The sequence below is a fragment of the Frateuria sp. genome (genome assembly GCF_035944355.1).
GTDB lineage: Bacteria > Pseudomonadota > Gammaproteobacteria > Xanthomonadales > Rhodanobacteraceae > Frateuria_A.
Map to the genome: position 1 here is coordinate 486,922 of NZ_DASZBH010000016.1, position 19,930 is coordinate 506,851.

Consider the following 19,930-nt stretch of genomic DNA (forward strand, 5'->3'; position numbering starts at 1 on the left):
GGCGAGGGTTCGGCAGGCGGGGCGCCTGCGCCGCCCGAACCCTCACCCGCCTGTCGGCACCCTCTCCCGGAGGGAGAAGGGCTCGGTCGCGTGGCATGAGGCCGGCCCTCATTCCACCGGCACGTCGTAGATGGTGTGCGGCGTAGGCTCGGAAGCCCAGGTGTAGTGCCACCACTCCAGCGGGTAGTTCTTGAAGCCTTCGCGCTCCATCGCCTCGCGCAGCAGCAGCCGGTTGGCGTGCTGCGCGGGCGTAACGTCCGGTGCGTCGGTGTGCGCGCGCACGTCGAAGTAATCGAACGGCGTGCCCATGTCCAGCGGCTGGCAGTGGCGGCCCGGGCGGTCGCACCGCTGCAGCGTCAGGTCCATCGTGCCGCCGCGGCTGTGGCCGGAGACCGGCGCGATGTAGTCGCCCAGCAGCACGCTCTTGTCCAGCCGCGGATAGTGCGCCGCCTTGGTGCGCTGGTCGTGGAGGTCGTGCCCCCAGCGCACGAAGTGCGCCACTGCGCGGGCGGGGCGGTAGCAGTCCCATAGCTTCAGGCGCATGTGCCGTGCGCGCAGCTCGTGTTCCACGCGCGCCAGCGCCTCGGCCACCGGACGCTTGAGCAGGCATTTCGGCGCGAGGTAGCCCTCGACCGGCGCGCCGACGAAGTTGTCGCTGCCGGCGTACTTGATGTCCTCGGTCATCTCGGGGACGAGCGTGCGGATGTCGACCAGGTCGGCCGAGGCGGCGGTGCGGGCCGGCGAGAGCGTGACCGGCTGGTCGGCCTGCGCCGCCACGCTCGTAGCCAACAGGCACGCGGCGGCGCCGAGCCACATCGGGAGTCTTCCCCCGCGTGCGCGCTCCGGCTCGCCTCCATCCGTCCTGCGGGCGGCTTCCCCCGCAAGCGGGGAAAGGATCGGTTCGTGGCTCACGGGCAGTCTCCGATGCGCTCGAAATGCAGGTCCTCGAAGTCCGAACTGAAATCGCCCTTCGGATCGAGCTTGGCCATGGTAAGCGTAGGCGGCGAACCCGGGTGCGGGTCGAGCCAGGCGTCCATGTCCACGGCATCCCCGTCCCAGCGCACCAGGTAGCGCTCGTCCAGCTGCCTGACCGTGCCGTGCATGCGCGGCGACTTGCGCGAGGCCCATTGCACGGCATCGCCGCGCGGGCACAGCGCGATCTCGCCGAACCACGGGTCGCGGTAGCGGCCCGACCAGGTGAAGGCGGCCGGCGGCACCGCGGCGGCGCCCGAGGCATCCGGCGGCCGCGCGGCGGCGGGACGCTTGGCGGCCTCGCGCTCGATCGCATCGGCATACAAGGCGACGCCGCGGCCTTCGCCGGGCGCGGTGAAGTGCTTGATCAGCACCTCGCCCAGCACGGTGCGCGCATCTCCGGCCTCGCCGTTGATCATGAACACGAAACCGCTCTTGCGGTCCGGCAGCAGCGCCAGCATGGAGTACATGCCACTCAGCGTGCCGGTGTGCCAGACCACCCACTGACCGTCCACGTCGGTCATGCGCCAGCCGTAGCCGTAGGCCATGACGTGGCTATGGTCCCAGGCGCGGCGCCGGGCGGAGACCGGGATCAGCATGTGCGGCGACTGCAGCAGCTGCCGCTGCTCCGGCGAAAGCCACTTGAGCTGCGCCGCCGTGGGCGCCAGCCAGTTCCTGCCCCAGGCCAGCATGTCCTCCAGGTCGCAGCGGATGCCGCCGGCGGCGGCAGCGGTGATCGCCGGGACCTCCGGGCCGTCCCGGTCCATCGGCAGGTTGCGGCCGTCCTTGCGGTAGTGCGGCTGGGCCACGTCGCCGACCTGGTCGCGGTTCCACGCGCCGACCTGGCAGCGGGACAGCCCGAGCGGCTCGAACACCTCGCGGCGCATCAGCGTCTCGTAGGGCGCGCCGCCCGCGGCCGCGGCCACTTCGCCGGCGACCACGTAGAGCAGGTTGTCGTACTGGTACTGCGAACGGAAGCTGTAGCCCGGCTTGATGTAGCCCAGGCCGTGGATGATGTCGGCGCGGCTGAAGTCATTGGGCTCGGGCCAGAGCATCAGGTCGCCGCCGCCCTCGGGCAGGCCGCTGGAGTGCGTGAGCAGGTCGGCCACGCGCATGTTCCTGGTGACCCACGGGTCGACCATGCGGAAATCCGGCAGGTACCTGGTGACCGGGTCGTCCCAGGCCAGCTTGCCTTGGTCGACCAGCCGGCCGAGCAGCGCGGTGGTCATGGCTTTGCTGTTGGAGGCGATCTTGAAGAGCGTGCGGGGGGTGACCTTCTTGCCGGAGCCGGCGACGGTTTCGCCGCGGGTGGCGCTGTAGACGACCTGGCCGTTCTCGATCACGCCGACCGCGAGGCCCGGGAGGTGGTAGCGCGCGACCACGGCGTCGACGATCGGGTCGTAGGCCGGGTTGGATTGCGCGCACGCGAGGGTGGAAAAGAGCGCGAGCGAGAGACCGAGGCAAAGGCCCCCTCTCCCCAACCATCTCCCCCGGCGGGGCCGGCCCGGCTGCGGCAATGCGCTCCCTCTCCCCCGAGCTTGCCTGGGGGAGAGGGTTGGGGAGCGGGGGAGGCCCTTCGCCGCAAAACCCTCAATGCCGCGCATCGCGTTCCACCTCGCGCCACACGCGCAGCAGGTTGCCGCCCCAGATCTTGGCGATGTCCGCGTCGCTGAAGCCGGCGCGGCGCAGCGCGGCGGCGACGTTGCGGGTCTTGCCGGCATCCTCCCAGTCGGTGATGCCGCCGCCGCCGTCGAAGTCCGAGGCGATGCCGACGTGGTCGATGCCGGCCACGTCCACCATGTGGCGGATCTGCCTGACGTAGTCGTCCAGCGTGGGCAGCGGGAACCGTTGCTGGATCTTGGCCATGCCGGCGGCCATCGCGGGCAGGTAGTCGTGCTTGTCGCTGTCGTACTTCTTGTCGCCGGCGGCCCTGGCCACCTCGTCCTGCAGCTTCTTCTCCGCCGCCTCGCGGCCCGGATCCTTCTTCAGGAACTCCTTGTAGGCGACCGCCTGGATCACGCCGCCCTTGGCGGCGATGGCGCGCAGCAGGTCGTCGGGCAGGTTGCGCGGGTGGTCGAGCACGGCGCGTGCGCCGGAATGCGAGGCGATGAGCGGCGCGCGGGACACGGCCAGCGCATCGCGCACGCAGGCGTCGGAGGCGTGCGAGATGTCGACCATGATGCCGAGCCGGTTGGCGCGCGCGACCACCTGGCGGCCGAAGTCGGTCATGCCGTGGTCGCCCTTGCTGTTCATCGCGCTCTCGCCGTGGTCGGTGTCCGGCAGCGAGCTGGTGCACAGGTCGTTGTTGCCCACGTGCACCAGGCCGACGTAGCGCGCGCCGCGGTCGTAGGCCGCATCGAGACGGTGCAGGTCGTGACCCAGCGAGTACGCATTCTCGATGCCGATCATCGCCGACAGCAGCCCGGCCTTGCGGTTGGCCACGGCCTGGTCCGGCGAGGTGGCCAGGCGGATGCGGTCCGGATACATCATCAGCATGCGGCCGATCGCCTCGTACTTGCTCTCGGCCTGGTCCACCGCCTGGGCGTAGCCGGCGGCGTCGAGCTCGTGCTGCGGCACCCAGATCACGAAGAACGCGGCGTTCAGCCCGCCGCGCTCCATCTTGCCCAGATCCACCAGCAGCGGCGTGTCCTTGCCGGCGTCGAAGCGCGGCTCGCGCATGTAGGTGAAGGGGATATCGACGTGGGTGTCGATGGTGATCGGCGGATCGGGCGGCGCCTGCTGCGCCGACGTAGGCACGGCGGCGAGCAGGGCAAAAAGAGCGAGAAGAGTGAAAAGAGCGATGCGGTGTAGCGGGGTCATGCTTGCTCCTGTGGTCACGCGGCTTGCCAATCCTGCGCCGACATCTCGCCGGCGACCATCTCCTCCAGCGTCTGCCGGCGACGGACGACCGCGTAGCGGCCCGCGTCGAGCATGACCTCGGCGGCGAGCGGGCGCGAGTTGTAGCTCGATGACATGGGGGCGCCGTAGGCGCCCGCGCCCTGGATGGCGAGCAGATCGCCGCGTCCAGCACCGGGAAGTGCCGCTGGCGCACATCGGCGGCGTGGCCGCCACGCTGATCCTGGTCAACTATTCCCGCGCGCTGGTGCTGGTCGGCATCCTGCTCGCCCTGCTGGGCTACATACTGGGCACCGGTTTCGGCCTGCTGGTGGCTTCGGTGATGTCGGCCCCGGCCGGGCCCTGAGCGCGCCATGAGGAGCAAGACCATGCGAACCACCGTTTCCGCCGCGCTGCTGGCCCTGCTGCTGGTCGTGCCGCTGCTGCACGCGCGCGGGCAGGCATCCACGCTGCCGCTGCCGCCTTCGGGCGTGCTCGGCGTCGGCGAGGCGCAGATGACGCCCGCGTTCTGGATCGGCCTGCAGGCGCAGCCCGATAAAGTCATCCTGGACCGCAGCCAGATCCAGGCGCAGAACGCTGCGCTGTTCGCCCGCGACGGCTCGATGCACGAGCTGCGCAAGCTGCCGGCCACGCTGTCCGCCACCCAGGTACGCGGATGGATCGAAGGCCTGGCCAGGCCGCCGACGCGGCCGCTCTACGACGTCGAGGGCAAGCCGGTGCCGGCTGCCCGGCTCGAGGCCATCGCCGATGCGCGCGCGCTCGATACGGTGCCGGCCAGCCAGAAGACGCGCTTCGGCATGGTGGTGCGTCGCGCGGCGCTGCGCAGCTTTCCCACCACGCTGCGCGTGTTCAGCGAGCCGGGCGATAGCGATATCGACCGCTTCCAGGAAACCGCCGAGTTCCCCGGCACGCCGGTGCTGATCGCCCACGCCAGCCGCGACGGCCGCTGGCTGTTCGTGGTGAGCCCGCGCTACGCCGCCTGGACGGAGGCGGCCAACATCGCCGAAGGCAGCCGCGCCGACGTGCTGGCCTACGCCGACAAGGCGCCCTACCGCATCGTCACCGGCGCCAAGGTCTACACCGTGTTCACCCGCGAAGCGCCAGCCGTCTCGCAGGTGGAGCTGGACATGGGCACGCGTGTGCCGGTGCTCACCGACCTGCCGCCGGACCAGCCGGTCAACGGGCAGACGCCCTACGCCGCGCACGTGATCGAGCTGCCGGTGCGCAAGGCCGACGGCTCGCTCGCCTTCAGCCCCGCGCTGATCCAGAAGAACGCCGACACCGCCGCCGACTACCTGCCGCTGACGCCGCGCAACCTGATCACCCAGGCGTTCAAGTTCCTGGGCGAGCGCTACGGCTGGGGCCATGCCTACGATGGGCGCGACTGCTCCGGCTTCGTCTCGGACGTCTACCGCTCGATGGGCGTGCAGATGCCGCGCAACACCTCCAGCCAGGGCATGAGCCCGGCCTTCGCGAAGCAGGCCTTCGCCAAGGGCAGCGCGCACCAGCAGCGCCTGCGCGCCGCGCAAGGGCTGCAGCTTGGCGACCTGGTCTACATCCCCGGTCACGTGATGCTGTCGCTGGGCCAGTGGCGGGGCCAGCCGTGGGTGATCCACGACGTGCTGGGCATGAGCTACCGCACCGCCGATGGCGCGACCAGGCACGTCAAGCTCAATGCCGTGTCGGTGACCCCCTTGCTGCCGATGCTCGCGGGCAAGGACTCCACCTTCATCGACCACATGACCAGCATCGTGCGCATGCGGCCGTGACCGACATCCGTACCCTCGCCCTTGAAGCGGCTCCGCATCCGGGACACGGCCAAACCAAATCACGAAGACCACGGACATCCAGTTCGGCATGCTGCGGGTGCCGCTGAAGACATCCTTCAGACCGCCTTGCGCACCGTCAACCGAGGACATCGTGGTGATGGTGCGCCGACGCCGGCCACCGCGGTGATCACCGGCGGAAGATCAAGGTCGGCAAGGACATCGGCGTCGACATCGGCGATCCACGCGGCGGTCGAGGGCCGCGCGCTGCTGCGCCGCGTTGGCGCGAGCCGACGTGATCACCAAGATCGACCTCGACGGGGCATTCGCTGGCGCGTTCAACCCGGTCGATGGTGGGGTACTCTTCAACGAATCGGAGAACTCCCTGACCGACGCCGCAGGGCTGTGCATCCGGGAGATCAGGGGGCTTGGAGAGGATCGACGACTGATGTCGCCGCTGGTCAAAATCCGTGCGGAACGTGACCAGATGTCGGCGGTGGAGCGGCGCATCGCGGACTTCATCCTGGAAAACGCGCACTTGCTGCGCGACTACTCTGGCGCTCTTGAGCGCCTCTTCCTCCGGGGGGTGGGTGAGATGGCGCGACCCGCGCGCACGCTCCGCGCCGCCCGAACCTTCATCCGCCCCATCCTTGTCCGAGGACGGATCGCCCGCTCCCGGGCGGGGAGGGGTTCCATTGCGCGAGGCCGTCCCGTGTCCAGATCCTTCCTGTTCGTACTTGCCCTGGCCTTCGCCGGAACGGCCGCCGCCAAGGACGAAGCCGCCGCCTGGTCCGACGCACGGCAGATGGTCGTGGTCACCACGCCCGGCTGGAACGTCGACCACGGCACCTTGCGCACCTACGCGCGCACCGCCGGCGGCTGGAAGGAGGTCGGCCAGCCCGCCCCGGTCACCATCGGCAAGGCCGGCGCCGGCTGGGGACTGGGGCTCAACGCCCCGCGCCACGATGGCCCGGTCAAGCGCGAGGGCGACCTGCGCAGCCCCGCCGGCGTGTTCGAGATCGGCGAGGCCTTCGGCTACGCGGCCAAGGCCGACACCGCCATGCCCTACCGCGCGCTCAGCGCGACCGACTACTGCGTCGATGTCAGCGATTCGCCGCAATACAACCGCATCGTCGATGCCGAGGTCGTAGGTGAAAAGGTGGTCGAGGGTTCGACCGAGCCGATGCGTCGCGACATCCACGTCAACGGCGACCAGCGCTACCGGCAAGGCTTCGTGATCGAGCACAACCGGCAGCAACGCGCAAAGGGCGGCAGCTGCATCTTCGGTCACCTGTGGAAGTCGCCGGTCGATGCCACCACCGGCTGCACCGCCATGGCGCCGTCGCTGATGCGCCGGCTGCTGGCCTGGCTTCGCCCGGAACAGCACCCGGTGTTCGTGCTGCTGCCTGAGCAGGCCTATGAGGCACTTCAGCACGCATGGCACCTGCCGGTGTTGGGCGGAGCCGCTCGATGAGTCCCACCGCACGCGTGGTGGCCGGCCTGGCCGCCGGCGCCGCGCTTGGCCTCGTGCTGGCGGCGTGGCATCCGCTCGCCGCCGCGCAGGTGGCCGACATGGTGCAGCCGGTCGGCAAGCTGTGGTTGAACGCGCTGCAGATGACCGTGGTACCGCTCGTGCTGGCCCTGGTCGTCGTCGGCGTCAACACCGCCAGCGACGCGGCCGCCTCGGGCCGCATCGCGCGGCGGGCGATCGTGGTGTTCATCCTGCTGCTGCTGCTCGGCGCGCTGTTCACCGCGGCGGCCGCGCCGGCGCTGTTCTCGCTGTTCCCGCACAACCCGGCGCTGCGCAGCGCGCTGGATCATGCCGTGGTGAGCGGTGCCCGGCAGGCCGGCCCGGCGAGCTGGTCGGCCTCGTTGATCGCGATGATCCCCAGCAACGCCATCATGGCCGCCGCGCAGAGCGCCATGGTGCCGCTGGTGGTGTTCGCGCTGTTCCTCGGCTTTGCGTTGACGCGCATCGCGCCGGCGCGGCGCGCCATGCTGGTGGAGTTCTTCCAGGCGATCGCGGACGCGATGATCGTGATCGTGCGCTGGGTGCTGTGGGTGGCGCCGCTGGGCGTGTTCGCCTTGATCCTGGGCGTGTGCGCGCGCTCGGGCCTGGGCATGCTGAGCGCGCTGGGCGTGTACGTGCTGGCCGAGATCCTGCTCTACCTGGCGGTCACCGCGATGATGTACGGCGCCGCCGTGTTCTGGGGTGGCGAGAAGTTCGCCCGCTTCGTCGCGGCGTTGCTGCCGCCGCAGGCGGTCGCGATCAGCACGCAGTCCTCGCTCGCCTCGCTGCCCGCGATGCTGGAAAGCGCCGAGCGGCGGCTGGGTTACCCCAAACAGGTCAACGCGCTGGTGCTGCCGATGGCGGTGACGCTGTGCCGCCTGACCAGCCCGGTGCAGTACCTGACTTCCGCCGCGTTCATCGCCTGGGCCTATGGCGTCGACCTGTCCGCTGCCCAACTCATTGCCGGCGCGGTGCTGGCGGTGGTGATCAGCCTGGGCTCGGTGGGCCTGCCCGGCGCGGTGACCTTCATCGCCACCAACCTGCCGGTGGCGCAGTCGATGGGCCTGCCGGTGGGGCCGCTGGGCCTGATGCTGGCGGTGGATACGCTGCCCGACGCCTTCGCCACCCTCGGCAACGTCACTGCCGACGTCACCGCCGCCAGCGTGGTGGCGCGCCAGTCGCGCGCCGACACCGCCGTCTCCGCCAACACCGACTCGCAAGCATGAGCCGCCTCGACGTCGACGTGATCGTGATCGGCGCCGGCATGGCCGGCGCTTCGGTCGCCTATTTCCTGGCCCCGCATGCCCGCGTGCTCGTGCTCGAGCGCGAAGCCTACGCCGGCATGCATTCCACCGGCCGCTCGGCGGCGCTGTTCAGCGAGACCTACGGCTCGCCGCAGGTGCGCGCGCTGACCCGCGCGACGCGGCCGTTCCTGGCCCGTCCGCCGGAAGGATTCGCCAGCGCACCGGTCCTGACCCCGCGCGGCGCCACGGTGATCGGTACGGCCGCGGATGTCGACCGCGTGCGCGCCGAGTACGAGGCGATCCTGCCGTACACGCGCGACCTGGAACTGCACGATGCCGCCCGCCTGCGCGCGAGCGTACCGGTGCTGCGGCCCGAAGCGGCAGCGATCGGGATGCACGAGCCGGGTGCGGCGGACATCGACGTGAACGAGTTGCACCAGGGCTTCCTGCGTGGCCTGCGCACGCGCGGCGGACAGCTTCGCGTGAACGTGGTGGTCCGCGCGATCGAGCGCACGGCCGCGGGCTGGGAGGTCGATACCGGCGACGAGGTCGTCCGCGCGCCGCTGCTGCTCGACGCCGCCGGCGCGTGGGCCGACCAGGTCGCCGCGCTGGCCGGCGTAGCGCCGCTGGGCCTGCAACCGAAGCGCCGCTCGGCCTTCGTGTTCGAGCCGCCGGCCGGCGTGGACGTGCACCGCTGGCCGTTCGTCTGCGACATCGCCGAGACCTTCTACTTCAAGCCCGACGCCGGCCTGCTGCTGGGCTCGCCGGCCAACGCCGATCCGGTGGCGCCGCACGACGTGCAGCCGGAGGAGTACGACATCGCGCTGGGCATCCACCACATCGAGCAGGCGACCACCATGGAGATCCGCCGCCCGATCCGTACCTGGGCCGGCCTGCGCTCCTTCGTCGCCGACGGCGACCTGGTCGGCGGCTTCGCGCCGGATGCGCCGGGCTTCTTCTGGGTGGCGGCGCAGGGCGGCTACGGCATCCAGACCAGCGCGGCGATGGGAGAGACCTGCGCGCACCTGGCGCTAGGCCGGCCGTTGCCGGGCCACCTGCAGGACGCCGGCCTGTCGGCGGCGATGCTCGATCCGGCGCGGCTGCGCCGTTGAGGCGCGCTAGCTAGCGACCCGCCGCGGGCGGCGCACGGTCCGCAGTTTGCCGCTGTGGCCGCCACCGCAGAAGAAGCGCTCGCCGTCGGAATCGAGTCCCGAGATGCCCATGCCTTCGGGCATGGCCAGGCTTTCCAGGACCTCGCCCGTGCTGGGGTCGATGCGCCGCAGTTCGCTCTCCTCGCCCTCCGGTCGCGGCGACCCTGGCCATCACGGCCGAACGCCTGCTGCCGGCGGGCGAGCGTGTGGCGCGAGCCATCGGCGTGCTCATGATCGCAGCGGGCATGCTGCTGCTCGTGCGGGCGGCCGGCCTGCCCGGATCCGTCGGCTCCTAGGTGGCCGTCTCCCTGGTCCAGGGCGCCAGCCCGCCGGCGAAGTCGAACTCGAGCTGCAGCGGCCGCCGTTCGTAACGGAAGCGCCGCCAGGTCCTGGGCTGCAGGGGCCGGCCATCGCCGTCGGTGCAGCGCACGCCCATGGCGTGCTGCCACTGCGCCACCGTGCGCGCCTGGGCCAGGCGTCGGTAGCAATGGGAGACAGAGATCATCAGCCGGTCGGCCAGGCGCCGGGTGTCGTTGCCGCAGCATCCGAACAGGTGCAGGTAGGCGCTCGCCTGCGATTGTTGCGGGTCGGGTTCGGTCGAGCGCGCATCTTCCACCTCGGACCATGCATGCAGGGGATCCAGGCCGGGATCGGACGGCAGGGCGTCGATCAGGAAGCCTGCGTCCTCGCCATCGGCGTCTCGCCGCTGCCTCTGCGCGTAGCGCACGGTGGTCTCGGCATAGCGCACGAAGTGCTGGAATAGGTAGCCGAGCAGCAGCCTGCGGTAGCCCGGGTCAGCGAAACGCATGGCCAGGCCCTTGCGGGTGCGGATTTCCCCCGCCATCAGCAGCGCTTCCTGCCCGATGTCCTCGGCGCTGTGCTCGCCCTGCGTGCGCCTGGCGATCGAGCGCAGGTTGGGTCGGCACTCGTCCAGGAAGGCGAGGTAATCGGCGAACTCTTCCGGCGAGATCAGACGGATGCCCGTGGCGGTATCGGTGGGCGGCGCAGCATATCGGCGGGTGATGTCGTTGCCGTGACGATCGGGTCCCGCTTTTACCGTTTCGACGGTGGCGGCCCGGCCGGCTACACTTGGACGTCCAATTGGCCTGCTGGCCATGCTGCGACGTTCACCCGCCAGAGGTCCGCGCCCGTGCTCCTGATGATCGACAACTACGACAGCTTCACCTTCAACCTCGTGCAGTACCTGGGCGAGCTGGGGCAGGAGGTGCGCGTGGTGCGCAACGATGCGCTGGACGTGGCCGGCATCCGTGCGCTCAGGCCGTCGCACATCATGATCTCGCCCGGCCCGGGCACGCCGGACGATGCGGGCGTGTCGCTGGCGGTGCTGCGGGAACTGGCCGGCGAGATCCCCGTGTTCGGCGTGTGCCTGGGCCACCAGGCGATCGGCCAGGCCTTCGGCGGCAAGGTGATCCGCGCCAAGCAGATCATGCACGGCAAGACCTCGCCGGTGCGCCACCGCGGGCAGGGCGTGTTCGCCGGCCTGCCCGACCCGTTCGAGGCCACCCGCTACCACTCGCTGGTGGTCGAGCAGGCATCCCTGCCCGACTGCCTGGAAGTGACCGCCTGGACCGAGCACGCGGACGGCTCGCTGGACGAGATCATGGGCCTGCGCCACAAGACGCTGGCGGTGGAGGGCGTGCAGTTCCACCCCGAGTCGATCCTGACCCAGCACGGCCACGACCTGCTGCGCAACTTCCTTGGCCAGCCGCTGAAGCTGGCGGCATGACGGCGCGCGCCATGGCGATCACGCCCCAGGAAGCGCTGCAGCGCACGATCGAGCACCGCGAGATCTTCCACGACGAGATGATCGCGCTGATGCGCCAGATCATGGGCGGCCAGGTCAGTCCGCTGATGACCGCGGCGATCATCACCGGCCTGCGCGTGAAGAAGGAGACCGTGGGCGAGATCACCGGCGCGGCGCGGGTGATGCGCGAGCTCTCGGCCAAGGTCCCGTACTCCGGCGCATCCGCCGACGGCAGCGCCCCCGCTGCCGGCAATCAACATCTTGTCGACATCGTCGGGACCGGCGGCGACGGCGCTTCGAGCTTCAACATCTCCACCGCGTCGATGTTCGTCGCCGCGGCGGCCGGCGCGCGGGTGGCCAAGCACGGCGGACGCAGCGTGTCGTCCAAGTCCGGCAGCGCTGACGTGCTGGAGGCGCTGGGCGCAGTGATCGACCTGTCGCCCGCGCAGGTCGCCCGGTGCATGGATGAAACGGGCATCGGCTTCATGTTCGCGCCCAACCACCATCCGGCGATGAAAGTGGTCGCGCCGGTGCGCAAGGAAATGGGCGTGCGCACGCTGTTCAACATCCTGGGTCCGCTGACCAACCCGGCCGGCGCGCCGAACATCCTGATGGGCGTGTTCCACCCGGACCTGGTCGGCATCCAGGTGCGCGTGCTGCAGGCGCTGGGCGCACGTCACGCGATGGTGGTGTGGGGGCGCGACGGCATGGACGAGATCTCGCTCGGCGCCGCCACCCTGGTCGGCGAACTGCGCGGCGGCGAAGTGCTCGAGTACGAGATCGAGCCGGAGGATTTCGGCCTGGCGATGGCCTCCAGCCGCAACCTCAGGGTGGAGAGCGTGGAGGAATCGAAGACCATGCTGCTCGACGCGCTGGGCGGCCGCCACGGCGTGGCGCACGACATCGTCTGCCTGAACGCCGGCGCGGCGCTCTATACCGCCGGGGTGGCCGGCGACATCGACGAGGGCATCGCGTTGGCGCGCGGGATGATCGCCAGCGGTGCCGCCCATGCGAAAATGATGGAGTTCGTCGCCGCCACCCGGCGCCTGGCTGCCTAGCCCCCGTCTGCCTGCAAGCCCACATGACCGACATCCTGCAACGCATCCTCGAGCGCAAGGCCGAGGAGATCGCCGAGCGCAGCGCCGCGCTGCCGCTGGCCGAACTGTCCGCCCGCATCGGCGACGCGCCCCCAGTGCGCGGCTTCGCCGTCGCCATCGAGGACAAGCTCGCCGCCGGCCTGCCCGCGGTGATCGCCGAGGTGAAGAAGGCCAGTCCCAGCAAGGGCCTGATCCGCGCCGATTTCGATCCGGCCGCGATCGCGCGCAGCTACGCCGCCGCAGGCGCCGCCTGCCTGTCGGTGCTGACCGACCGTGATTTCTTCCAGGGCAGCGAGGCGTACCTCGAGCAGGCGCGCGCCGCCTGCGGGCTGCCGGTGCTGCGCAAGGATTTCGTGATCGACCCCTACCAGGTGTACGAGGCCCGCGCGATCGGCGCCGACTGCATCCTGCTGATCGTCGCCGCGCTCGACGACGCGGCCCTGCTGGAGCTGTCGCTGCTGGCCGCCGAGCTCGACCTGGACGTGCTCTGCGAAGTGCACGACGCACGGGAGCTGGAGCGCGCGCTCGCGCTGCCGGTGCCACTGATCGGCGTGAACAACCGCGACCTGCGCACGTTCGAGACCTCGCTGGACACCTCGCTCGCGCTGAAGTCCCGCATGGGCGACGACGACCGAGTGCTGGTGGCCGAGTCGGGTATCCACACGCGCGAGGACGTGGCGCGGCTGCGCGCGGCCGACATCCACGCCTTCCTGGTCGGCGAGGCGTTCATGCGCGCCGCCGACCCGGGCCAGGCCCTCGAGCGGCTGTTCGCGGCCTGAAGCGATGGAAGGTCAGGAGACGCAAGCGGCCCCCGTACCGGCGGTCGTGCTGTTCGACTTCGACGGCGTGCTGACACACGCCGACACCTTCGAGCTGTTCGTGCGCGAGCGCTACGACCGGGCGTCCTGGCGCAAGCTGCTCGTCCTGCTGGCGCTGCCCTGGCTGCTGCTGTCGTGGCCGTTCACGCGCCGCCTGCGGCTGCCACTGGTGCACATCGCGCTACTGGGCGTCGGGCAGGCGGGCTACCGCGCCGCCGTGGACGACTTCGCTGCCCGGCTGGTGCGCCGCCCCGGCCACTTCTGCCGCGATGGCATCCGCGCGCTGCGCCGCCACCAGGCGGCCGGCGAGCGGGTGATCGTCGTGACCGGCTGCGAGCACACGCTGGTGGAGAGCCTGCTCGGCCAGCTCGGGCTCGGCGGCGTGGAACTGGTCGCCTCGCAGCTCAAGCCCGGCCCGCTCGGCCTGCGCATGGCCCGCCACACCGTCGGCGCGGGCAAACTCAAGGCGCTCGGCGCGCACGGCGTGCCGGCCTGGCGGCGGGCCTACGGCGATTCGCTGCACGACCTGCACATGCTCAAGGCCGCGGCCGAGCCGGTGCTGGTCAACGGCAACCCGAAGCTGTGCAAGCGAGTGGAGCAGGCGCTGGGGCGGCCGGTCGAGCGCGTGGCCTGGCATTGAGGCTCGGCCGGACCGGTGCCCGGCGAACGAACTGGCTGGCCGTCCTGCGGGGCGCTTGCGCAGAGGGTTGTTCCGATTTACGTTAGCGCTTACATATTTCGACGGAACCTGCCCGTGTACCTCGCATCCCTTGGCAAGCTGGCGCTCGGCAGCCGCCTGAAGGCGCTCAGCGACCATTTCTACGGCGCGGCGGACGAGGTCTACCGGACGCTTGGCGCGCCCATCGAGTCGCGATGGCTGCCGGTGCTGCGTTACCTGTGGGACTCGGGTCCCAGCACGGTGACGGACGTGGCCAAGGCCATCGGCCAGACCCATTCGGCAGTGAGCCAGCTCACCGACAAGCTGGTGCGCGGCGGCATGGTGCGGCGCCGGCGCGATCTGGCCGATGGCCGGCGCACGGTGCTCGTACTCACCGACAAGGCGCAAGACGCGCTCGCCGCGCTTGGTCCGACCTGGTGCGCCGTGCGGCGTGGCGTAGCCGCTTCGCTGGGCGAGCACGCCGTGCGCCTGCTGGATGCCATCGCGGCATGCGAGCGTGCACTGCAGGATCGCCCGGTCGCCGGGTCGATCCTGGCCGAACACGCCGCCATCAAGGCGATGCCGCTGGAGATCGTGCCTTACGCCCCGGCCTTGCGCGAACACTTCTATCGCTTGAACGCACAATGGCTGGAGCGCCACTTCCGCATCGAGGACATCGACCGCGCCGTGCTGAGCGACCCCGAGCGCCACATCCTGCAGCCGGGCGGCACGATCTTCTTCGCGCGCCTGGGCGAAGAGGTGATCGGCACATGCGCCCTGCTGCAGGAATCGCCGGGCGTGTTCGAATTGACCAAGATGGGCGTGGACGAAACCTTCCGCGGCCTCGGCGCCGGCCGGCGCCTGCTCGACGCCTGCATCGCCGAGTTCCACCGGCGCAACGGGCGCACGCTGTTCCTGGAGTCCAACAGCCGCCTCGCGACCGCTGTGAGGATGTACGAGAGGGCCGGTTTCGTCATGCAGCCGTCCGTACGGCCCGGCTCGCACTACGAGCGAGCAGATGTGTACATGATCTATCGGCAGGGTGCGTAAGCCGTCCGTCTCCGCGGCGCCCGCATGGGCGAAACGCACTGTCGGCAGGCCAGGCGCTGCCGAGGGGCGGAGGTGGAGCGGTGGATCCGGTCGCCCCCCATCCCTGCGGAAGGCGGCCAACCGTCAGCGCGTGCCCTTGACCACGATGGTCTTGCCCGAGACGTCGATCATGCCCTGCTCCTCGAGCTGCTTGAGCACGCGGCCGACCATCTCGCGCGAGCAACCGACGATGCGGCTGACTTCCTGGCGCGAGATGCGGATCTGCGTGCCGTCGGGGTGGGTCATGGCGTCCGGCTCCTGGCACAGGTCCAGCAGCGTGCGCGAGATGCGGTTGGTCACGTCCATGAAGGCCATGCGGCTGACCTGGCGCGAGGTGCGCAGCAGGCGGTTGGTCAGCTGCGAGCCGATCGCGAAGAGGATCTTGGGGCATTCCTCGCGCAGCGGGCCTTCCATCAGCTGGAACAGGCGCTCGTAGCTGATCTCGGCCATCTCGCAAGGGGTGCGGCTGCGCACGATGGACTCGCGCTGCGCCTGCTCCACGAACAGGCCCATCTCGCCGATGAACTGGCCGCGGCTCAGGTAGGCCAGGATCAGCTCGCGCCCCTGCTCGTCCTCGGTGCAGACGGCCAGCGAGCCCTCGATGATGTAGTAGAGCGTGTTGGCCGGGTCGCCCGGGCGGATGATCGCGGTCTTGCCGGGATAGCGGCGGCGATGGCACAGCGCGAGGAATCGCTCCATCGAGGCGGGATCGGGCGCGAAGCTCAGTGGCGCCTGGGACCGTTCGAACGCTTGCTGGAGTTGGTATTTGAGTAGCGCCACGTTGCGTATCCCTTGAGCCGGAGCTGCCGCTGGAGCGTTACCATGCATCACGCATCTCGCCCGATCAAGAGATGAGCGCACGCACGGCCCCGCCGAGTTCTGTTTTCCGCGGTTTTGCCGCATACTTCGCAGTCTTTCGCCCAGGCTGTGCACGCTGGACGGATCAGGGTCGCGCAGGATGAGGGTCCTGGCGCGTCTTTCTCTTTTCGCGGGGACCCTTCAGCTGCTAACCCGCCTCATCTGCTGGCCGTGTCCCGGCCATGGAGAGTCGCCGTGGTGAAACCGCTCCCGCGCCTGCGCCTGCAGGGCTTCAACAACCTGACCAAGGCCCTGAGCTTCAATATCTACGACATCTGCTACGCGGTGTCCGAAGAACAGCGCCAGCGCTACATCGAGTACATCGACGAGCAGTACGACGCCGACCGCCTCACCCAGATCCTCACCGACGTGGCGGAGATCATCGGCGCGAACATCTTGAACATCGCCCGCCAGGACTACGACCCGCAGGGCGCCTCGGTGACCATCCTGATCTCCGAGGAGCCGGTGGTGGAGAAGCTCGGCCGCGACACCATTTCCGGTGCCGTGGTGGCGCACATGGACAAGAGCCACATCACCGTCCACACCTATCCGGAAACGCACCCGCACAACGGCATCGCGACCTTCCGCGCGGACATCGACGTGGCCACCTGCGGCGTGATCTCGCCGCTGAAGGCCCTGAACTACCTGATCGACAGCTTCGAGTCGGACATCGTGGTGTGCGACTACCGCGTGCGCGGATTCACCCGCGACATCAAGGGCAAGAAGCACTTCATCGACCACAAGATCAACTCGGTGCAGGACTACCTGGCGCGCCACATCCGCCAGAAGTACGAGATGTTCGACGTCAACGTGTACCAGGAGAACATCTTCCACACGAAGATGCACATCAAGGACTTCGACCTGGACACTTACCTGTTCGAGGCGCACGCGGACGACCTCTCGTTCAAGGAACGCCAGCGCATCGAATCGCTGCTGAAGCGCGAGATCGAGGAACTGTTCCACGGCCGCAACCTGATGTGATCGAAACCCCGCCGTCCGGCGGGGTTTTTCATTGTGCAGGGGCGCGTGCGCTCGCGCCGCGACGGATTTCCACGAGACGCCCGCGAGCGCGGCTTTGCCGCCGCGGGCAGGCGCCGGCACCCATGCCGACCGGGCTGCCGCCGCTGGGGCGCCGTCAGATGCGGTAGGCGATGGCTTTCATGAGCAGCGAGCTCAGGTGCATCAGGCCGGGAATCGGAAAGGGCAGCTCGATCCCGCCGCGCGTCCTGGCGTTGTCGGCATGGCGCACTTCGTCGGCCTGCATCTGCGCAAGGACCGCGCGCGAGCGTTCGTCCTGCGCGGGCAGGCGCTGGAGGTGGTCTTCCAGGTGCGCTTCGACCTGGCGCTCGGTCTCCACCACGAAGCCCAGGCTCACCTTGTCGCCGACCCACGCCGCCGCGGCGCCGATCAGGTAGCTGCCGGCGTACCACAGCGGGTTGAGCAGGCTCGGGCGGCTGTCCAGTTCGCGCAGGCGCTGCGCGCACCAGGCGAGGTGATCGGTCTCTTCGTCGGCCGCGTGCTGCAGATGCTCGCGGGTGGCCTCGTCGCGGGCCAGCGCGGCCTGCCCGTCATAGAGCGCCTGCGCGCAAACCTCGCCGGTGTGGTTGACCCGCATCAGGCCGGCGACGTGGCGGCGCTCCCGCTCGTCGAGGGCGGGATCTTCCAGTGCGGCCGCGGGTGACGGGCGGATCGCTTCCGGTGATCCGGCGACCGTTTCGAAGGCGTGCTCGATACCGACGAGCAGGCGATCGAGTGGAGAAAGTGTGCGGACGTTCATGGGGAGTTTCCTTCGATCAGCTGCTGCGCCAGCAATACCAGCGGGTGCATCGTCGGTACGGCCCGGCCGCGCTCGGCCATGCCGGCAGCCAGGTGCAGCCGGCACCCGATATTGGACGACAGCACCGACTGCGGCGCCAGCATCTCGATCGATTCCAGCGTCGCTTCGCGCAGCCGGGCGGCGCGTTCGGGGAACTCGAGCAGATGGCTGCCGGCGGCGCCACAGCAACGCGGCGGCAGCGGCACCACCTCCAGCCCGGGCACGCGATGGAGCAATGCGAGCAGCACCTCGCTGCTGCGGGCCAGGTTGAGCTGGGTGCAGGGCAGGTGCAGCGCCACGCGCATGGGCAAGGGGCGGAAACGAAGAGCCGTCCCCGCCACGCCGAGGAGGTGGTACGGATCGCTGACCGTCACGCCGGGCAGGGCGGCACGCAGCTGGCCCAGGCAGCCGGGCGTCACGGTGACCAATCCCTCGGCGCCGCTGCCTTGCCAGGCCTTGCGCACGCGCTGCATGGCCTGCGTGCTGGCGCGCGCCTCGCCGCCATGGGCATCCAGCGCGCCACAGCAAAAAGACGGCAGCAGCGCCACGGCATGTCCTGCCGCCGCGAGCAGGCGCATGGCCGCCTGCTGGGCGTCCGCGTCCTCGATGCTGGCCATGCAGCCGGGAAACATCGCCAGCCGTGCTCCGGCCGCAGCCGCGGCGAAGGGCTTGCGCGCTGGTCCTCCCGTCGACACGGAGGCGATGCCCAGCGCCGCACGCAGGGCGGACCGGCCAGGCAGGCGCCGCGCAAGCTGCCGATGCCAGCGGGACAACCCAAGCCAGCGGGCGAGCCGATGGACCAGCCGCAGCCAGGACGGCCGCTTGGCCATGGCCAGCAGGAGGCGCGGCCGGCGCGGCGCCGGGCCGAGCACGGCGCGTGTTTCCACCAGCAGCTCGCCGAAGCGCACCTGGGCGGGACAGACGCGTTCGCAGCTCAGGCAGCCCAGGCAATGATCGAGCGGCTCGCGCAGCTCCGCGGTGACCGGGGCGAGTCCGCGCGCCAGCGCCGCGGCGATCGCGATGCGCCCGCGCGGCGATTCCGCCTCGTTGCCGTCCAGCGCATAAGTCGGGCATACCGGCAGGCACAGGCCGCATTGCACGCACTGGTCGGCCAGCGCGGCGAGGCGCTCGGACTTGTTCTCGGGCATGGTCGGCATGCTATCATCGCCAGCTCGCAGCCGGGCCGACTGGCAGGCTTGCGCGATCGATGACGGCTCCGCTATCATCTCGCGCCTTTGTTCCACCGATTCCGCTTACCGCCCTCGTGGCGGCAGACAGGTATTCTTCAAATGAAAACGTTCAGCGCCAAGCCGGAAAGCGTCAAGCGCGACTGGTACGTGGTCGACGCCACGGGCAAGACGCTCGGCCGTCTCTCCACCGAGATCGCCCGTCGCCTGCGCGGCAAGCACAAGCCGGAATTCACCCCGCACGTCGACACCGGCGATTACATCGTCGTGGTCAACGCCGAGAAGGTCGCGGTCACCGGCGCCAAGCTGGACGACAAGATGTACCACCGCTTCACCGGCTACGTCGGCAACCTCAAGAGCATGAACCTCAAGGACATGCTGGCCACGCACCCGGAGCGGGTGATCGAGATCGCCGTCAAGGGCATGCTGCCGAAGAACCCGCTGGGCCGCGCGATGTACCGCAAGCTCAAGGTGTACGGCGGCGCCGAACATCCGCATACCGCCCAGCAGCCGCAGGCGCTGGAGCTGTAATACGCGGTCCCTGCGTGCAAAAGCGGCCATCCGTGGCCGCACTTTCGAATAAGACCCGGAAACTTATGGCAATCCAGCAGAATTACGGCACCGGCCGCCGCAAGACCTCCGCCGCCCGCGTGTTCCTGCGCAAGGGCAGCGGCGCGATCGAAGTCAACGGCAAGCCGCTCGACCAGTTCTTCGGCCGCGAGACCTCGCGCATGATCGTGCGCCAGCCGCTCGAGCTGACCCAGAGCGCCGACAAGTTCGACATCAAGGTCACCGTCGCCGGCGGCGGTATCACCGGCCAGGCCGGTGCGATCCGTCTGGGCATCGCCCGTGCGCTGATCGAGTACGACGAAACGCTGAAGTCGCCGCTGCGCAAGGCTGGCTTCGTGACCCGCGATGCCCGCGAGGTCGAGCGCAAGAAGGTCGGTCTGCACAAGGCCCGCCGCGCCACCCAGTTCTCGAAGCGCTAATCCCGCTTCGAGGGACGATGCATCCGGTCAGAGCGCATCGGTCCCTTTAGTTCTTGGGAGATCGTCTAACGGTAGGACAACGGACTCTGACTCCGTTTATCTAGGTTCGAATCCTAGTCTCCCAGCCAACGCAAGAGGCCCACCATCGGTGGGC

Annotated in this window: 21 protein-coding genes, 1 tRNA gene and 1 pseudogene; 15 read left to right on the forward strand and 8 right to left on the reverse strand. The window is 69.8% G+C overall.

Features of this window, described 5'->3' with window-relative positions; translation table 11 throughout:
* Nucleotides 1-108: 108 nt before the first annotated feature.
* The 4 genes from VGU03_RS15110 to VGU03_RS15125 all read right to left on the reverse strand — a co-directional run bounded on the left by VGU03_RS15110 (nucleotide 109) and on the right by VGU03_RS15125 (nucleotide 3,947).
* Complete coding sequence (locus tag VGU03_RS15110; RefSeq protein WP_327481936.1) at nucleotides 109-816, reverse strand: M15 family metallopeptidase; 708 nt, start codon at nucleotides 814-816, stop codon at nucleotides 109-111.
* A 92-nt stretch (nucleotides 817-908) separates the two neighbouring features.
* Nucleotides 909-2,354 (reverse strand): serine hydrolase domain-containing protein, encoded by a 1,446-nt coding sequence (locus VGU03_RS15115; protein ID WP_327481938.1) that lies wholly within the window; start codon nucleotides 2,352-2,354, stop codon nucleotides 909-911.
* 208 nt (nucleotides 2,355-2,562) lie between these two features.
* Complete coding sequence (locus VGU03_RS15120) at nucleotides 2,563-3,792, reverse strand: dipeptidase (RefSeq protein WP_327481940.1); 1,230 nt, start codon at nucleotides 3,790-3,792, stop codon at nucleotides 2,563-2,565.
* Between the two features lie 14 nt (nucleotides 3,793-3,806).
* A complete protein-coding gene (locus VGU03_RS15125; RefSeq protein ID WP_327481942.1) occupies nucleotides 3,807-3,947 on the reverse strand; it encodes a hypothetical protein in 141 nt (46 codons plus the stop codon).
* 62 nt (nucleotides 3,948-4,009) lie between these two features.
* Here VGU03_RS15125 and VGU03_RS15130 point away from each other — a divergent pair, with 62 nt between their 5' ends.
* The 6 genes and pseudogenes from VGU03_RS15130 (at nucleotide 4,010) to VGU03_RS15155 (ending at nucleotide 9,460) form a co-directional block, all read left to right on the forward strand.
* Nucleotides 4,010-4,174 carry a hypothetical protein gene (locus tag VGU03_RS15130; RefSeq protein WP_327482138.1) on the forward strand — a complete coding sequence of 55 codons (165 nt, stop codon included), beginning with the start codon at nucleotides 4,010-4,012 and terminating at the stop codon, nucleotides 4,172-4,174.
* A gap of 22 nt (nucleotides 4,175-4,196) precedes the next feature.
* Nucleotides 4,197-5,597: an SH3 domain-containing protein gene (locus VGU03_RS15135; protein WP_327481944.1), complete on the forward strand. Its 1,401-nt coding sequence runs from the start codon at nucleotides 4,197-4,199 to the stop codon at nucleotides 5,595-5,597.
* 250 nt (nucleotides 5,598-5,847) lie between these two features.
* A pseudogene (locus VGU03_RS15140) lies at nucleotides 5,848-6,024 on the forward strand (dipeptide epimerase); the annotation flags it as partial.
* Nucleotides 6,025-6,321: 297 nt separating this feature from the next.
* Complete coding sequence (locus VGU03_RS15145) at nucleotides 6,322-7,068, forward strand: L,D-transpeptidase family protein (protein WP_414655971.1); 747 nt, start codon at nucleotides 6,322-6,324, stop codon at nucleotides 7,066-7,068.
* Entirely contained in the window at nucleotides 7,065-8,330 is a 1,266-nt protein-coding gene (locus VGU03_RS15150; RefSeq protein ID WP_327481946.1) for a dicarboxylate/amino acid:cation symporter, read from the forward strand. Before VGU03_RS15145 ends, VGU03_RS15150 begins: the two co-directional genes overlap by 4 nt.
* The gene (locus tag VGU03_RS15155; RefSeq protein ID WP_327481948.1) at nucleotides 8,327-9,460 is read left to right on the forward strand and encodes an FAD-binding oxidoreductase; all 1,134 of its coding nucleotides are present in this window, start codon (nucleotides 8,327-8,329) and stop codon (nucleotides 9,458-9,460) included. Before VGU03_RS15150 ends, VGU03_RS15155 begins: the two co-directional genes overlap by 4 nt.
* Nucleotides 9,461-9,791: 331 nt before the next feature.
* On the opposite strand, the gene VGU03_RS15160 is transcribed toward VGU03_RS15155, so the two are convergent.
* Entirely contained in the window at nucleotides 9,792-10,616 is an 825-nt protein-coding gene (locus VGU03_RS15160; RefSeq protein ID WP_327481950.1) for a hypothetical protein, read from the reverse strand.
* Nucleotides 10,617-10,649: 33 nt separating this feature from the next.
* Between VGU03_RS15160 and VGU03_RS15165 the strand changes: the two genes are divergently transcribed.
* From VGU03_RS15165 to VGU03_RS15185, 5 genes are all read left to right on the forward strand, one after another.
* Complete coding sequence (locus tag VGU03_RS15165) at nucleotides 10,650-11,246, forward strand: aminodeoxychorismate/anthranilate synthase component II (protein WP_327481951.1); 597 nt, start codon at nucleotides 10,650-10,652, stop codon at nucleotides 11,244-11,246.
* A gap of 11 nt (nucleotides 11,247-11,257) precedes the next feature.
* Entirely contained in the window at nucleotides 11,258-12,322 is a 1,065-nt protein-coding gene (gene trpD / locus VGU03_RS15170) for an anthranilate phosphoribosyltransferase (protein ID WP_327481953.1), read from the forward strand.
* 23 nt (nucleotides 12,323-12,345) lie between these two features.
* Complete coding sequence (gene trpC, locus VGU03_RS15175) at nucleotides 12,346-13,140, forward strand: indole-3-glycerol phosphate synthase TrpC (RefSeq protein WP_327481955.1); 795 nt, start codon at nucleotides 12,346-12,348, stop codon at nucleotides 13,138-13,140.
* A gap of 4 nt (nucleotides 13,141-13,144) precedes the next feature.
* Entirely contained in the window at nucleotides 13,145-13,819 is a 675-nt protein-coding gene (locus VGU03_RS15180; RefSeq protein ID WP_327481957.1) for a haloacid dehalogenase-like hydrolase, read from the forward strand.
* A 114-nt stretch (nucleotides 13,820-13,933) separates the two neighbouring features.
* Nucleotides 13,934-14,887, forward strand: a complete 954-nt coding sequence (locus VGU03_RS15185; RefSeq protein WP_327481959.1) for a helix-turn-helix domain-containing GNAT family N-acetyltransferase — start codon at nucleotides 13,934-13,936, stop codon at nucleotides 14,885-14,887.
* Nucleotides 14,888-15,010: 123 nt separating this feature from the next.
* Here the strand turns inward: VGU03_RS15185 and crp are convergent, their stop codons facing one another.
* On the reverse strand, nucleotides 15,011-15,706 hold the full coding sequence (crp, locus tag VGU03_RS15190) for a cAMP-activated global transcriptional regulator CRP (protein ID WP_327481961.1): 696 nt from the start codon (nucleotides 15,704-15,706) through the stop codon (nucleotides 15,011-15,013).
* 273 nt (nucleotides 15,707-15,979) lie between these two features.
* On the opposite strand from crp, the gene speD reads away from it, so the two are divergent.
* Entirely contained in the window at nucleotides 15,980-16,765 is a 786-nt protein-coding gene (speD, locus tag VGU03_RS15195; RefSeq protein WP_291193213.1) for an adenosylmethionine decarboxylase, read from the forward strand.
* 154 nt (nucleotides 16,766-16,919) lie between these two features.
* Here the strand turns inward: speD and coq7 are convergent, their stop codons facing one another.
* Nucleotides 16,920-17,561, reverse strand: a complete 642-nt coding sequence (gene coq7 / locus VGU03_RS15200; RefSeq protein ID WP_327481963.1) for a 2-polyprenyl-3-methyl-6-methoxy-1,4-benzoquinone monooxygenase — start codon at nucleotides 17,559-17,561, stop codon at nucleotides 16,920-16,922.
* Nucleotides 17,558-18,748, reverse strand: a complete 1,191-nt coding sequence (locus VGU03_RS15205) for a (Fe-S)-binding protein (protein ID WP_327481965.1) — start codon at nucleotides 18,746-18,748, stop codon at nucleotides 17,558-17,560. The genes coq7 and VGU03_RS15205 overlap by 4 nt, the downstream gene beginning before the upstream one ends.
* Nucleotides 18,749-18,889: 141 nt before the next feature.
* On the opposite strand from VGU03_RS15205, the gene rplM reads away from it, so the two are divergent.
* The 3 genes from rplM to VGU03_RS15220 all read left to right on the forward strand — a co-directional run bounded on the left by rplM (nucleotide 18,890) and on the right by VGU03_RS15220 (nucleotide 19,904).
* Entirely contained in the window at nucleotides 18,890-19,318 is a 429-nt protein-coding gene (gene rplM, locus VGU03_RS15210; protein WP_291193219.1) for a 50S ribosomal protein L13, read from the forward strand.
* 65 nt (nucleotides 19,319-19,383) lie between these two features.
* A complete protein-coding gene (gene rpsI / locus VGU03_RS15215) occupies nucleotides 19,384-19,776 on the forward strand; it encodes a 30S ribosomal protein S9 (RefSeq protein ID WP_327472728.1) in 393 nt (130 codons plus the stop codon).
* Between the two features lie 54 nt (nucleotides 19,777-19,830).
* A tRNA-Gln gene (locus tag VGU03_RS15220) sits at nucleotides 19,831-19,904 on the forward strand.
* Nucleotides 19,905-19,930: the final 26 nt, after the last annotated feature.

Coding starts and splice junctions, on each gene's coding strand:
- VGU03_RS15120 (WP_327481940.1), bottom strand. CDS start 3,792: ATGACCCCGCTACACCGCATCGCTCTTTTCACTCTTCTCGCTCTTTTT.
- coq7 (WP_327481963.1), bottom strand. CDS start 17,561: ATGAACGTCCGCACACTTTCTCCACTCGATCGCCTGCTCGTCGGTATC.
- trpC (WP_327481955.1), top strand. CDS start 12,346: ATGACCGACATCCTGCAACGCATCCTCGAGCGCAAGGCCGAGGAGATC.
- VGU03_RS15180 (WP_327481957.1), top strand. CDS start 13,145: ATGGAAGGTCAGGAGACGCAAGCGGCCCCCGTACCGGCGGTCGTGCTG.
- VGU03_RS15110 (WP_327481936.1), bottom strand. CDS start 816: ATGTGGCTCGGCGCCGCCGCGTGCCTGTTGGCTACGAGCGTGGCGGCG.
- VGU03_RS15205 (WP_327481965.1), bottom strand. CDS start 18,748: ATGCCCGAGAACAAGTCCGAGCGCCTCGCCGCGCTGGCCGACCAGTGC.
- rplM (WP_291193219.1), top strand. CDS start 18,890: ATGAAAACGTTCAGCGCCAAGCCGGAAAGCGTCAAGCGCGACTGGTAC.
- VGU03_RS15160 (WP_327481950.1), bottom strand. CDS start 10,616: ATGGCCAGCAGGCCAATTGGACGTCCAAGTGTAGCCGGCCGGGCCGCC.
- VGU03_RS15155 (WP_327481948.1), top strand. CDS start 8,327: ATGAGCCGCCTCGACGTCGACGTGATCGTGATCGGCGCCGGCATGGCC.
- rpsI (WP_327472728.1), top strand. CDS start 19,384: ATGGCAATCCAGCAGAATTACGGCACCGGCCGCCGCAAGACCTCCGCC.
- VGU03_RS15150 (WP_327481946.1), top strand. CDS start 7,065: ATGAGTCCCACCGCACGCGTGGTGGCCGGCCTGGCCGCCGGCGCCGCG.
- VGU03_RS15125 (WP_327481942.1), bottom strand. CDS start 3,947: ATGTCATCGAGCTACAACTCGCGCCCGCTCGCCGCCGAGGTCATGCTC.
- trpD (WP_327481953.1), top strand. CDS start 11,258: ATGGCGATCACGCCCCAGGAAGCGCTGCAGCGCACGATCGAGCACCGC.
- VGU03_RS15135 (WP_327481944.1), top strand. CDS start 4,197: ATGCGAACCACCGTTTCCGCCGCGCTGCTGGCCCTGCTGCTGGTCGTG.